The 12487-nt window shown below is 74.4% G+C and carries 16 protein-coding genes; 7 read left to right on the top strand and 9 right to left on the bottom strand.

Annotated elements, in window-relative coordinates; all coding sequences use genetic code 11:
• Window positions 1-49: 49 nt before the first annotated feature.
• A complete protein-coding gene (locus tag DSZ44_RS12125) occupies window positions 50-958 on the bottom strand; it encodes an EamA family transporter (protein ID WP_220035185.1) in 909 nt (302 codons plus the stop codon).
• A 99-nt stretch (window positions 959-1057) separates the two neighbouring features.
• Between DSZ44_RS12125 and DSZ44_RS12120 the strand changes: the two genes are divergently transcribed.
• Window positions 1058-2467: an Nramp family divalent metal transporter gene (locus tag DSZ44_RS12120; protein WP_110852894.1), complete on the top strand. Its 1410-nt coding sequence runs from the start codon at window positions 1058-1060 to the stop codon at window positions 2465-2467.
• Window positions 2468-2479: 12 nt separating this feature from the next.
• Here the strand turns inward: DSZ44_RS12120 and DSZ44_RS12115 are convergent, their stop codons facing one another.
• The 3 genes from DSZ44_RS12115 to DSZ44_RS12105 are packed head-to-tail and all read right to left on the bottom strand — an operon-like array spanning window position 2480 to window position 4727.
• A complete protein-coding gene (locus DSZ44_RS12115) occupies window positions 2480-3145 on the bottom strand; it encodes a DUF4166 domain-containing protein (protein ID WP_110852893.1) in 666 nt (221 codons plus the stop codon).
• Window positions 3142-3771, bottom strand: a complete 630-nt coding sequence (locus DSZ44_RS12110; protein ID WP_181424628.1) for an SRPBCC family protein — start codon at window positions 3769-3771, stop codon at window positions 3142-3144. The genes DSZ44_RS12115 and DSZ44_RS12110 overlap by 4 nt, the downstream gene beginning before the upstream one ends.
• A 20-nt stretch (window positions 3772-3791) precedes the next feature.
• Window positions 3792-4727, bottom strand: coding sequence for a helix-turn-helix transcriptional regulator (locus DSZ44_RS12105; protein WP_110852977.1), 936 nt, complete (start codon window positions 4725-4727; stop codon window positions 3792-3794).
• A gap of 106 nt (window positions 4728-4833) precedes the next feature.
• Between DSZ44_RS12105 and DSZ44_RS12100 the strand changes: the two genes are divergently transcribed.
• The 5 genes from DSZ44_RS12100 (at window position 4834) to DSZ44_RS12085 (ending at window position 8016) form a co-directional block, all read left to right on the top strand.
• Window positions 4834-5031, top strand: a complete 198-nt coding sequence (locus DSZ44_RS12100) for a hypothetical protein (RefSeq protein ID WP_110852892.1) — start codon at window positions 4834-4836, stop codon at window positions 5029-5031.
• A gap of 47 nt (window positions 5032-5078) precedes the next feature.
• A complete protein-coding gene (locus tag DSZ44_RS12095; protein ID WP_110852891.1) occupies window positions 5079-5657 on the top strand; it encodes an ArsR/SmtB family transcription factor in 579 nt (192 codons plus the stop codon).
• A 148-nt stretch (window positions 5658-5805) separates the two neighbouring features.
• A complete protein-coding gene (locus tag DSZ44_RS12090) occupies window positions 5806-7053 on the top strand; it encodes an MFS transporter (RefSeq protein WP_110852890.1) in 1248 nt (415 codons plus the stop codon).
• Window positions 7054-7064: 11 nt separating this feature from the next.
• Window positions 7065-7208: a hypothetical protein gene (locus DSZ44_RS18330; RefSeq protein WP_181424627.1), complete on the top strand. Its 144-nt coding sequence runs from the start codon at window positions 7065-7067 to the stop codon at window positions 7206-7208.
• A 130-nt stretch (window positions 7209-7338) separates the two neighbouring features.
• The gene (locus tag DSZ44_RS12085; protein ID WP_110852889.1) at window positions 7339-8016 is read left to right on the top strand and encodes a DedA family protein; all 678 of its coding nucleotides are present in this window, start codon (window positions 7339-7341) and stop codon (window positions 8014-8016) included.
• Window positions 8017-8018: 2 nt separating this feature from the next.
• Here the strand turns inward: DSZ44_RS12085 and DSZ44_RS12080 are convergent, their stop codons facing one another.
• Complete coding sequence (locus DSZ44_RS12080) at window positions 8019-8480, bottom strand: GNAT family N-acetyltransferase (RefSeq protein WP_220035183.1); 462 nt, start codon at window positions 8478-8480, stop codon at window positions 8019-8021.
• An 81-nt stretch (window positions 8481-8561) separates the two neighbouring features.
• Here DSZ44_RS12080 and DSZ44_RS12075 point away from each other — a divergent pair, with 81 nt between their 5' ends.
• Window positions 8562-9059, top strand: a complete 498-nt coding sequence (locus DSZ44_RS12075; protein ID WP_110852888.1) for a helix-turn-helix domain-containing protein — start codon at window positions 8562-8564, stop codon at window positions 9057-9059.
• Between the two features lie 126 nt (window positions 9060-9185).
• Here the strand turns inward: DSZ44_RS12075 and DSZ44_RS12070 are convergent, their stop codons facing one another.
• The 4 genes from DSZ44_RS12070 to DSZ44_RS12055 all read right to left on the bottom strand — a co-directional run bounded on the left by DSZ44_RS12070 (window position 9186) and on the right by DSZ44_RS12055 (window position 12441).
• The gene (locus tag DSZ44_RS12070) at window positions 9186-10082 is read right to left on the bottom strand and encodes a D-hexose-6-phosphate mutarotase (RefSeq protein WP_110852887.1); all 897 of its coding nucleotides are present in this window, start codon (window positions 10080-10082) and stop codon (window positions 9186-9188) included.
• 43 nt (window positions 10083-10125) lie between these two features.
• Entirely contained in the window at window positions 10126-10362 is a 237-nt protein-coding gene (locus DSZ44_RS12065) for a CDGSH iron-sulfur domain-containing protein (protein ID WP_110852886.1), read from the bottom strand.
• Window positions 10359-11420: an iron-containing redox enzyme family protein gene (locus DSZ44_RS12060; RefSeq protein WP_110852975.1), complete on the bottom strand. Its 1062-nt coding sequence runs from the start codon at window positions 11418-11420 to the stop codon at window positions 10359-10361. The genes DSZ44_RS12065 and DSZ44_RS12060 overlap by 4 nt, the downstream gene beginning before the upstream one ends.
• Before the next feature lie 100 nt (window positions 11421-11520).
• Window positions 11521-12441: a PfkB family carbohydrate kinase gene (locus tag DSZ44_RS12055; protein WP_110852885.1), complete on the bottom strand. Its 921-nt coding sequence runs from the start codon at window positions 12439-12441 to the stop codon at window positions 11521-11523.
• Window positions 12442-12487: the final 46 nt, after the last annotated feature.

Genomic DNA, 12487 nt, shown 5'->3' with positions numbered 1-12487 from the left:
AGCACCGGGGTGGTGGCGGGGGACACGCTAGCGTCCGGCGCCGACATCGTCACCCAGCAGCGGTCGGCGGCGCCTGGTCACCGTCCTCGGCCGGGCGGGGCGTCACCGGGCGAGCGCCGCTCGTCGCCCCGGCGGTCGCGACCGCGACGAGCCCGATGCCGAGCAGCTCCAGCCAGCCCAGCCGCTGGCCGAGGACGAGCCAGCCCGCCAGGGCGGCGATGACCGGGTAGAGGCTCATCATCACGGCGAAGTTCCCCGCCGTCACCCGCCGCATCGCGGCCATCTCCAGCGAGTAGGGGACGACCGAGGAGAGCAGCGCGACGGCCGCGCCGAGGGCGAGCACACGCGGGTCGAGGAGGGCGCTGCCCGTGGACACCAGGCCGAGCGGGACGGCGACGACGGCGCCGACCGCGAGCGCCAGCGCCAGCCCCTGCGCACCGGTGAAGGCGCGCGCGACCCGGGCCCCGACGGCGATGTAGGCCGCCCAGGCGGTCGCCGCCCCCAGCGCGAGGAGCACCCCGACCGGGTCGAGCCCCGCGACGCTGCCGCCACCGAGCGCCGCGACCCCGGCGAGCGCGAGGACCGCCCACAGGAGGTTGCGCAGCCGGCGCCCGAGGGCGACGTAGAGGGTGAGCGGCCCGAGCACCTCAAGCGTCACCGCCGGACCCAGGGGGATCCGGTCGATCGCGTGGTAGAGCAGGCTGTTCATCGCGACCATCGCCAGCCCGAAGGCGACGACGAGCACCCAGTCTCGACGCGTGCGGCCACGGAGCGTGGGCCGCAGGAGGGCGAGCAGGATGACGGCGGCGAAGGTCAGCCGGAGGGCGACGACACCCGAGGGGCCCGCCGCGGGGAAGACGAGAGCCGCCACGGCCGAGCCGAACTGCACCGAGACGGCGGCGCCGAGCACGAGCGGGGCGGCCGGTCCGGGCAGCAGGGGGCGGCGCGACTCACTCACCGCTGCACCGTACTCCGGCTCCCCCGCCACCCCGCGTCGACGCTGCGGGTGCCCGCGCCGGGTCCTAGGCTGTGCGGACGACCGACGAAGGGGGGCGTCATGGCCGACCGACCCGAGGCCTCGGTCGCCGTCGGGGACCCGTACCGCCTGGACCCCGACGGCGTGCGCGAGCCGCCCACCACGTGGCGCGGCTCGCTGCGCTTCTTCGGTCCCGGGCTCATCGTCTCGGCCTCCATCGTGGGCGCCGGCGAGCTCATCACGGCGACGGCGCTGGGCGCGGAGGCGGGCTTCGTCCTCCTGTGGCTCGTCGTCTTCTCCACCCTCGTCAAGGTCGCCGTCCAGGTGGAGATGGCCCGCTACTCCATCGTCACCGGACTGGGCGGGATGGAGGGGTACACCCGGGTGCCGCCGCGGGTGGGGAACATCGGCTGGGTCCTCGTCATGTGGGCCCTCATGGCGATCTCCAAGCTCATCCAGACGGGCGGGCTCATCGGCGGCATGGCGGCCGCGCTGAGCATCCTGCTGCCCATCGGGTCCGGGCCGCTGGAAGCGACGTCACTGACGATCTGGGCGGTCGTCGTCACCGTGCTCGCCGTCGTCACCCTGTACTCCAACCGGTACGGGCTCATCGAGAAGGTCGCCGTCTTCCTCACGATGACCTTCGTCGTCGTCACGCTCGTCATCGCCCTGGGCCTGCCCGCCACCGAGTACGCGTACTCCGCGGGCGACCTCGCCTCGGGCCTGTCCCTCTCCCTGCCCGCCGGGGCGATCGGCGTCGCGGTCGCGATGTTCGGCCTCACCGGGGTCGGCTCGGAGGAGATCACCGCCTACACCTACTGGTGCCTGGAGAAGGGCTACGCCCGCTGGTCCGGTCCCAACGACGGCTCGGCCGACTACCGCCGCCGCGCCCGCGGGTGGATCGCCGTCATGCAGCGGGACGCGCTGGCCGCGTGGGTGATCTACACGATCAGCACGATGTCCTTCTACGTCATGGGCGCGGCCGTGCTGCACCCCCAGGGCCTCGCGCCCGAGGGCAACGACATGATCGAGGTGCTGTCCGAGACCTACGCGAGCGTGCTCGGCGACTGGGGGCGGGTCCTCTACCTCGTCGGGGCCCTCGCCGCGCTCGGCTCGACGATCTGGGCGGCCGTGCCCTCCTGGTCGCGGTCGTGGGCGAACGCGATGAGCATCGTCGGTGTCTACGACTGGACCGACGCCCGCAGGCGCAACGGGTGGATGCGCTTCTTCATCGTGGCGCTGCCCGTCGTCTGGCTGCTCACCTACCTGTGGATCTCCTCGCCGTTCATCATGATCCTCATCGGCGGGGTCGCCGGCGGCATCTTCCTCGCGGCGGTCGCCGTCGCCGCCTGGTACCTGCGTGCGCGCTACGTCGAGCCGGAGCTGAGGGGCGGGCGCTTCTCCGCGACGGCGCTCGCCGTCAGCGGGGTGGCGATCCTCCTCCTCGGCGTCTACTCGGCGCTCAGCGCCACCGGGCTCGTCTCGGTCTGACCGGGCCGCCGGTCAGGTGCGGCGTTCGTGGCGGCGCGGCTTGAGCCGGTCCGGGGCGTCGGTCGCCGGGAACCACTCACAGGTGAACCACCCGCGGTAGCCGAAGAGGAACCCGAAGTGCCGGTTGGTCACCCGGAGGTCGATGCGGAAGACGCCGGCGTCCTCGTCGAACCACTCGCGCAGGTGCGCGCGGCCGCTGAGGAGCATGGGGAAGCGGAAACCGAACGGGCCCTCGTAGAAGCGCTGGGCGTCGGAGGTGAGGACGAGTCGGCCGTCCTCCACCCGCAGGTCGAGGTCGACCGCGAGGTGCTGGTGGGTCCCGAGGTAGTCGACGATCCGCGCGCCGTCGAGCACCATGGTGGCGTCGAACCGTCGTCTGCGGCCCCGGACGTCGTACTCGCGGACGAAGGTCACCGTCTCGCGCCCGAAGGGGTCGGAGTAGGGGTAGTTCTCGATGACGAACGGCACGTCCGTGCCGACGTCGGGGATGAGGATGTTGCGCAGGCGCCCCACCTGCAGGAAGGGCACCGTCCACCACGGGCCGCGGCGGATCTCTGTCATGACCCCCCGCCCCACGCACGCCTCGCCACGGCTCAGGCCCACACCGAAACGGCGCTGGAGCATGGGGTGCAGCGACTCGAAGTCAGGACCCATGGCGCGCTGGAACAACGAGGTCACGGCGCACCCTCGGGATCCGGCAGGGCCGCGAGCGAGCTCGGCGCGGCCACGAGGTGGTCGTCACGCCGGCGCCCGCCGGCGGGTGCACGCAGGCACCGCGACGCCCGGGGCCGCTCGGGTCGCCACACCCACAGCACGCTGCGCAGCGGCCAGGCTTCGGGCGCCTCACCACGCTCGGCCCAGATCCGCAGCCGGTCGAAGCTCCAGGCGGTGGCCCAGCCGAGCAGCGGGCGCGCGACCCGGTCGAGGACCGGGCCCCAGCCGGGCACGTAGTCGTACCCGGTGACGAAGCGGACCCGCCCGCCGTCGGGGACGTACCGCCAGTAGCCCCGCCCGGACCGGATCGGTGAGAGCCGTTCGGAGGTGGAGAAGCGCAGCGCGGACGTCCGCGAACCGTCGGGCCGACGGGTCTCACCGATGCTCACGCCGTCACCCGCGACCGTGCGGAAGGGGACGCGGCGGGTGTAGCGGAACCGGGTGGCGCCGTCGACCGTGCGGGTGGTCGGCGTGATCCGCGAGAAGCGCACGTCCCACCTCACGTGCTCGTCGGGGTCCTGGGTGAGCGACCAGACCCGGTCGATCGACGCGCAGACCGTCGTCTCGACGTAGATGCCGCGTGCTGTCACGCCGACATGCTAGCGACGCCTCACCGTCCCGGGTCCGCCGCCCTCGCCAGGCGCGCCGACACCTCGCGCAGGTGGAGGCGCAGCGCCTGCGGCGACTCGACGACGAAGTCGGCCTCGAGCTGGGCGAGCGCGGACGCGAGCCACTGGACGCTGTCGCCGTCCAGCAGCAGTCGACAGCTCGTCGTGTCCACCGGCCGGACCTCCCCCTCGGCCGCCCAGCGCCGCATGACCTCGCTGTCGGCGGGCTCGCGGACGAGGACGACGGCCTTCTCCTGCCACAGGTCGCGCACCCGCCCGATGAGGTAGGAGCCGGCGTCGTCCCCCGGCAGCTGACGCGGGGTGAAGCGGCGGCCGAGCGGGATGCGCGGTCGGAGCCGGTCGACGCGGAAGGTCCGCCAGTCCTCCCGGTGCACGTCCCAGGCGACGAGGTACCAGCGGCCGCTCCAGGTGACCAGGCCGTAGGGCTCGACCTCACGCAGCGACTCCGTCCCGTCACCGCGCACGTAGTCGAAGCGCAGGCACACGTGGTCGCGGCAGGCGCCGGCCACCGTCATGAGGACCTCGGGCTCGACGAGCGCGGGACCGGGGAGGTGGACGACGCTCGCCCCCAGCCGCTCCACCCGCGTGCGGAGCCGGGAGGGCAGCACCTGCTCGAGCTTGCCCAGTGCCCGCTGCGCCGCCTCGCCGACGCCGTGGACGTTGCTGCTCGCCGCGGTGGTGAGCGCGATCGCGGCGGCGACGGCCTCGTCGCTGAGGAACTGCAGCGGGGGGAGCCGCCCACCGTCACCGAGCCGGTACCCGCCGCCCTTGCCCTTGACGGCGTGGACCGGGTAGTCGAGCTCACGGAGCTTGTCGACGTCCCGGCGCAGGGTGCGGTCGCTGACGCCGAGGCGCTCGGCGAGCTCCCTGCCCGGCCACTCGCGCCGCAGCTGCAGGAGGCTGAGGAGCTCGAGCATGCGCCGGGAGGAGTCCACGTCCACATCATGGCGGGAGCAGCGGACACTCCGTGTCCGGTACGCCTCCTAGCGTGGGGAATGCCCGTTTCGCCTGGAGGGACGTCCCATGGACCCGCACCTGCTCGACAGCTTCGCCGCCCACAGCGTCGGCACGACCCTCGACGACTTCACCCGCCGTCAGCGCGTCCCGGCCGACCGTGCCCGCCGCTCACCGACCCACCGGCACCGGGCCACCCTGGCCGTGAGCACGACGCTCGGGGTCGTCGCTCCGTCACTGACCGCCGTCGCGCTCGTCACCCGGTAGCGGCGGTGACTCACGACTCCCCGCGCAGGGCCGCCTAAGGTGGCCACATGGCAGCGCGCGAGCAGCAGCTCATCAACGAGCCCGAACGCATCCGCGCGCTCTCCCACCCCCTGCGGCTGCGCCTCCTCGACATCCTCGGTGAGCAGGGAGAGCTCACCGCCACCCAGTGCGCCGAGCTGACCGGGGAGTCCGTGGCGAGCTGCTCCTTCCACCTGCGCATGCTCGAGAAGTACGGGTTCATCGAGCGCGCCGAGGCGCGCGGCCGGGAGAAGCCCTGGCGAACAGTGTCCCGCGGCGGGTACGCGACGGAGATCGACCCCGAGGTCCCGGGCTCTGTCCAGGCGACCGCCGAGCTGGCCCGTCTCACCTTTCAGCAGCGCGCCCAGGGGCTGTGGGCGGCGGTGGAACGGCTCGGTGAGGAGCCGCCGGAGTGGATCGAGGCGACCCGGCTCATGGGCGGCAGCTTCTGGGCCACAGCCCAGGAGGCCGCCGAGGTGGCCGACCAGATCCAGGAGCTGCTCGGGCGCTTCGAGGAGCGTGACGACCCGGCGCTGCGCCCCGAGGGGGCGCGCCGGGTGCGCGTCATGTCGACGATCCACTCGGAGCAGCCCACGCGCGACGCCTGACGGCGCCGGCTCCCGGCCCCGCCGCACGCGGCCGGGGCGCTGACGCATGCCCTCCTCCGCTGCACAATGCCTCTTGCACAAGTTCTCTTGTGCAAGACTTCTTTAGGGTCTACTGTCGGTGCCACCAGCCCGAGAGAAGGACGGACCCATGGCCCGGCTCGACACCACCACCGTGCAGCGTCGTCGCGGTCCCGCTGCCCTGGAGCGGCGCGGCTTTCGGCAGCTGACGGTCGCGTGGGTCTTCACCAACGCGGCCGACAGCGCCCTGTGGTTGATGCTCGCCGTCTGGGTCAAGGAGCTCACCGGCTCGGACGGCGCCGCCGCCTCCGTCTTCGTCGCCCTCGGACTGCCGACGCTGCTCGCCCCCTTCATCGGGCAGCTCGCCGACCGGATGTCGCGCAGGACGCTCCTCGCCGCGGGCAACGGCCTCATGGTGCCGGCGGTCCTCGCCCTCGCCCTCGTCCGCGACGCCGGCGACGTCTGGCTGGTCTACGTCGTCACCGTCGTCTACGGCGCGATGGGCTACGTCACCGCCTCGGCGCAGTCCGGGCTCGTCCGCGACCTCCTGGACGACGACGAGCTGCCTGGCGGCAACGGTCTGCTCTCGACGGTGGACCAGGCCTTCCGGCTCGTCTCCCCGCTCCTCGGCACCGCGCTCTACGTCGCCGCGGGCCCGCTCGCCGTCATCGCACTGACCGGTACCTGCTTCGCGGTCACCGCCGTGCTGCTCACCAGGGTCGAGGTCCTCGAGACGCCGCCCGAGCCGCAGGCGGACGCCCGGTTCTGGCCCGAGCTGTCGGCGGGCCTGCGCCACCTGCTCGCCACCGCACCGCTCGGCGCCCTCACCGTCGCCCTCGCCGTCGCCACCGGGGCGACCGGGCTCGTCAACGTCGCGGTCTTCCCGCTCATGGAGCAGGGGCTGGGCGTGGACGCGGCCCTGCTCGGGGTGTTCGTCAGCCTCCAGGGCGTCGGGGCCGTCGTCGGTGGGCTCACCGCCGCCCGGGTCCTCACCCGCCTCGGCGAGCCGAGGGCCGTCGCCGCCGGGCTCGGGGCCATGGCGCTGGGCATGGTGCCCCTGCTCCTCGTCGGCGCCCTCGACGCGCCCGTGGCGGTGACGCTGGCCGTCGCCGCCGCCGGCCTCACCGTCCTCGGCCTCGGTGTCCCGTGGGCGATCGTCGCCTTCATCACCCTGCGCCAGCGGATGACACCGGCCCGCCTTCAGGGCCGCGTGTCCGCGGCGACGAACGTCGCCCTCAACCTCCCCCAGACGCTCGTCACGCTCGGCGCGGCGGCGGTCGTCGGTGTCGTCGACTACCGCGTGCTCGTCGCCGCCACCATCGCCGGCGTCCTCGCCGCCGGTGCGCTCGCCCTGCGTGCCGCCCGCCCGACCCACTGAAAGGAACCGTCATGGACCCCCACCTGCTCCACGACCTCGCCGCCCGCAGCTCGGGCCTGACGATGGCCGACTTCGCTCTCGTCCAGCGCCTCTCCCCGAGCCGGCCCCGCAAGCCGCGCACGACGATCGGCTGGCCCGGCCGCCGGCGCCGCTAAATCCGTTGTCCGGCGACGGGCTCGGCCACCAGGCTGGTGCCCGGCCCGGACCACACCCTGAGCACGCCCCAGGGTCCGACCAGGGTCACCCCGGATACCGACCGCCACCCACTCACGATTCGCTGGAACCATGGTGGACCTCATCACCGCGCTGCCCGAGGCCTTCAGCCCCGCGCTCCTCGCCGTCAGTGCCCTGCTCGCCCTGGCCGAGTCCGCCCTCGGCCTGGGCGTGCTGGTGCCCGGCGAGCTCGGGGTGCTCGTGCTCGGCGCGGCCGCGCGCACCCCCGTGCAGGTCACCCTCGCCCTTGTCGTCGTCACGCTCGCCGCCTCCGCGGCCGACCACATCGGCTACGTCGTCGGGCGCCGATACGGCACCCAGCTGCGCGGGTCCCGCGTCGTGCGCCGGATCGGCGCCGCGCACTGGGACGACGCGGCGCAGCTCGCCCGGCGGCGGGGCGCGACCGCGCTCGTCGTGAGCCGGCTGCTCCCCCTCGTCCGCACGCTGATGCCGGCCGCGGCCGGTGCCGCCCGGATGCGCTACGCCCGCTTCCTCGCCGGCTCGGTGGCGGGCAGCCTCCTGTGGGCCGCCCTGTGGCTGGGCGCCGGTGGACTGGCCGGCCAGGCGCTGCCGGCTGTCGCGACCTCCCTCGGCCGGCTGGGCTGGGTCGTGCTCGCGGTGATCGTCCTGGCCTCCGGGCTGCTCGTGCTGCGCCGCCGGGCCCGCACCCGCGCCGCAGCCGTCACCGTGCCCGAGCCGTGCCCGACCGAGCCGGTGCCCACCGGGCGGGTGCTGGAAGGAGTCTGCTGAGCTCAGTCGCCCGCGAGGGCGCGCACGAGCAGCAGCCCCGCGCCGCCGGCGACGGCTCGCCGCGCACCGGTCTCGCGGTAGCCGAGCCGCTCGTACAGGCGGCGGGCGTCACCGTTGTCCTCGGCGACGACGATCGCCGCCGCCGTTCCGCCGCGCCGGCGCACCCGCTGCTCGGCGGCCACGACGAGCAGGCGGCCGATGCCCTCCCCGCGCCGCGCCGGCACGACCTCGAGCGAGCCGATCTCGGCCACGGCGCCGTGACCGTCCACGGGCAGCCCGGTCCAGCGCACGACGGCGGTCCCCACCGGTTCCTCCCCGCACCGGGCGACGAGGAAGGTCCGTCGCCCGGCCGCGGCGTTGGCCAGCTGCTGCGCGTGGTTGCCGGGCAGCACCCGCTCCAGCAGCGGCACGTCCCCGGGCGTGGCGTCGCGGACCTCCACGTCCGCATCGCCGGTGTGCTCCACACCCGTCAGTGTGCCCCGTCCTTCCCCCACGTCCGCCCCGGCCGGTGTCACCCGCTGCAGCGGAGAGGCACCCTGGGCGTCATGGCGAACCTCGAGCGGCCGCGGCGGGCGGTCCCCGTCGACGAGCAGATCGGGCTGGCACTGCGGGCGTACCGCCGCGACCAGGGTCTGAGCCAGCGCGGCCTGGCAGAGCTGGTGGGCGTCCCGCAGCCGACGATCGCGCGCCTCGAACGGTCCCCGCTGGCGTCCTCGCTCCGCACGGTCACGAGCCTGCTCGCCACGGCCGGGTACGTCCTGGCCGTCGTCGATACGGACGGACAGCCCGTCGGCGCCTGGAGCATGACCGACCTGCGCGCGCGGGACCGCTCGGGCCGCCGGTTCCCGGCACACCACGAGGTGCGGTCGGTCAGGCCCGGGAGCCTGCACCCGCGCTGGTGGGTGTTCCACGAGGAGATGGGCACCGGAGAGTGCGGGCCGCAACCGACATGGACGGCCGAGGGTTCTCCCTTCCCGCGGTTCAGGCCATACCGGGGCGAACGGCTCACCTACGCCCCCGGCGAGGAGCGGCGCTGGCTCTGACGCGCTCCCGGGGCGGCCGGGAGGACATGTGGTCTCGAGACGTCCAGCTGAGTCACCCGGTGACTCAGCTGGACGTCTGCGAACAACGCTCCCCGGCCCGCCCGCCTCCCCGCCGCGGGCGGAGGGCTACCGGGTGACGGCGTACCGGGCGGTCATCGTGTGGCGCTCACCCGGTGCGAGGGTGATGGCGGCGTCGAGGGCGTTGGCCGTCTCGACGCACACCATCGTCGGCCACTCGTCGTCGCCGTAGTCGGGCATGGAGGCGGCCTTGTCCGTCCAGGGGTTCCACACGACGGTGTGGGCCGAGCCGTCCTTGTCGATCCCGATGCGGCGGCCGGCGGACTCGTCGACGACGACGGCGGTGCCCGCGCTGTCGTAGACGCGGTCCGTCTCGGCGGTGAAGGTGACGTCCCCGCGCTGGGTCTCCGGCTCGGGGCCCCCGTCGGCCGCCTTGTCGAGGTAGGTGGCGCCGTCGAGGCCCTGGACCGTCGTCGTCCGCACGTCTGCGACGGCGAGGTAGGTGTGGAGCGCCTCCTCGTAGGAGATCTCGCCCTCGCCGGTGTTCTCCACGGTCAGGGCCAAGGTGAGCTCGCGGCCGAAGGTGACGGCGTAGGTGGCGGTGAAGGGGTGCGGCCAGGCGGCGGCAGCCGGTACGTCGGCGACGTCCGCAGCGGTGAGCTCGAGGGTGAGCGTCACCGCGCCGTCGTCGTGCTCCTCCGCGGCGACGAGCCGCCACGGTGCCAGCCGCGCGAAACCGTGCGCGGGCGGGGCGAGGCCCGGCTCGCGACCGGTCCCGAACCACGGGAAGCAGATCGGCACGCCACCGCGGATCGCCTCACCGGGGCCGAAGCGGGCGGAGCCGCTCACCCACAGGACGGGGTCGGCGCCGGCGGGCGTCCACGCGGTGACGTGCGCGCCGTGGAGGTAGACCTCCCCGGTGGCGAGGGCCGTGGCCACCCGCAGGACGGGCAGGTCACCCTCCCCCTCGGCGGCGATGACGGAGTCGGGCAGCGCGATGCTCATGGTCGTGACGCTACCCGCGCCCTCCAGGTCGCCGCGCGCGTTGTCAGCCGCCCGCGGGCTCCTGCGTGCAGAAGCCCACGAGCTTGTGGCTGCCGTCGCACAGCGGCTTGATGGTCGAGGCCCCGCAGCGGCACAGTGCGACGGTCTTGCGGGTCCGGGGCATCGCCCGCCCCTCGACGTCGAGGATGGTCGCGTCCCCGCGCACGATGAGCGGACCGTTCGGGTAGGCGGTGATCGTCACCTCGTCGTCGTCGCGGCGCACGTCGTCGTGCCCCCTCACGCGGCCACGTCGTGGGCCAGCGGCCGGAGGAGGGAGGACTCCCCCGCCTTCCACGCCCGCAGCATGTGGTCGCCCATCGCGCCGTCGACGGCGAGGCACGCGGCGGCGCCGAACATGATGTCGGCGGTGAGCTCGGGACGGTCCTCGGCCAGCGCGCCGGCGAGGTCCCGGGCGGCGATCTGCTCGTGGACGGCGTCGGCCTCGACGTGCTCGTCGAAGTAGTGGGTGACCTCCTCGGGCATGCCGTGGCGGCGCATCCCGTCGGCGTAGAGGCGGCAGGGGATCGAGGCGGTCATCTCGTAGGCGGCGAGGTGCCCGACGATCGCGCCGAGGAATCGGCGGTTGAGCCCGAACATCGACATGAGGTTGAAGGAGGCGAGCGTGATCGCCGGGACGTGGTCGACGTAGGCGCCGTACTCCGCGCTCAGCCCCGTCCCGCGCAGGGTGGCGGCGTAGATGTGCTGGTGGACGCGATCGGGGTGACCCCCGCCGTACTCGTCGGCCTGGATCTCCACGAGTGCCGCCTTGGCACGACCGGTGAGCCGCGGGACCGCCCACGTGTGCGGGTCCGCCTCACGCAGCGTGTAGACGCTGCGCTGGACGAGCATCTCGATGATCTGCTCGTGGCTCGCCCTCCTGGCCACGAACTTGGCCAGCGAGGGGCCACTCGGCTCGGCCGTCAGCGTGAAGAGCGCGTCCGCGACGGCCGAGACCCGCGGCTCGGGGGCGGGCGGCACGAGCACCTGCTCGCGCAGCGCGGCCTCGAAGGCCTTCTCGAGGTCGGTCCGCAGACGCACGAGCTCGGGGCTCCACTCGTGCTCGGCGCCGAGCTGGTCGAAGGTGCCGTAGCTGAGCGCGTAGAGGAGGAAGAGGCTGAGCTGGACGTCGTCGTCGCGCACGGCGTCGGTGGTGCGGGCGCCCGCGGCGCGGCCCAGGTTCTCCAGCGTCCCCGGGTCCGCCCCGCGCAGCAGCACGTCGAGGAGGGTCGCGCTGACCTCGCCGCGGGGCGTGACGGGCAGCGTCGGTGCCTCCGCAGGCTCGACGGAGGCGTGCGACATGACGGCGCTCTTCACCTGGGGCTCTCCTTCGCGGGTCCACCGGGGCCCTTCCCGGTCGGTCCGAGAGTGCCACCGGTGCCCGCGGCCTGCATCTCGTGCCTCAACGGCCCGCGGCCCGCTCGGCCTCCCTCGCGACCGCCTCGGCGTCGAGGTCCGGGCGCCCGCCGAGCCTCGTCACGGTGAGCGCAGCGGCGGCCGAGGCCCACCACCCCGCCGTCTCCGGGTCCGCGCCGTCGAGCAGGGCACGCAGCAGCCCGGCGACGAAGGCGTCACCCCCGCCCGTCACGTCCACGGGCTCCTCCCCGAGCCGCGGGAAGACGCGCGCCCCGCCGCGCCAGGCGACGACGTTGCCCGCCTGCCCGGCCCCCAGGGCGACGACCCCCGGGCCCCTCGCGACGAGCTCACGGGCGGCGTCGACGACGGCGTCCGTCCCCTCGGGCACGCTGCCGACGTAGGCGGCGAGCTCGTCGTCGTCGGCGCGCAGCACCGACACCCCGTCCCAGACGTCGGCAAGCGCGTCCGGGTCGTCCGGAGCGCCGTCGAGGACGACGAGGGCACCGGCCGCGGCGCCCAGACGGACCGTCTCGGCGACGGCGTCGTCGGGCTGCTGGAGGTCGGCGACGACGGCGCGCGCGGCCCCGACGATCGGCGCGCCGGCCCTGACGTCCGCCGGGGTCAGCAGCGCCTCGGCTGGCACGTGCTCGAGGAGGCGGTGGGTGGCGTCGGCCTCGACGACGCCGACGACGAGCGGTGTGGTGCCACCCTCCCGGCGGACGACGCCGGAGACCTCGATCCCGTCCCGGCGCGCCTGGTCCAGGACGAGGTCGGCAGCCGTGTCCTGCCCCACCACGCCCACGAGCCCGGCGGACAGTCCGAGCTGGCGGGCACCGACGGCCTGGTTGGCGGCACCGCCGAGCGTCTCGATCCGCGTCCCCACCGGGACGGAACCGCTCGCCGGCAGCTCGTCCACGGTCATGACGATGTCGCGGCAGACCAGGCCCACGACGACGACGTCGACCATCCTCGCTCCCTTCCCGGGCGGCGCACGTCGCGCCCGCCCGGCCAGC

Origin of the sequence: Georgenia satyanarayanai (assembly GCF_900116375.1) — a bacterium.
Classification (GTDB): Bacteria; Actinomycetota; Actinomycetes; order Actinomycetales; family Actinomycetaceae; genus Oceanitalea; species Oceanitalea nanhaiensis.
Note: the sequence above shows the minus strand (reverse complement) of the source record. Positions and strands in the feature narration are given on the sequence as shown.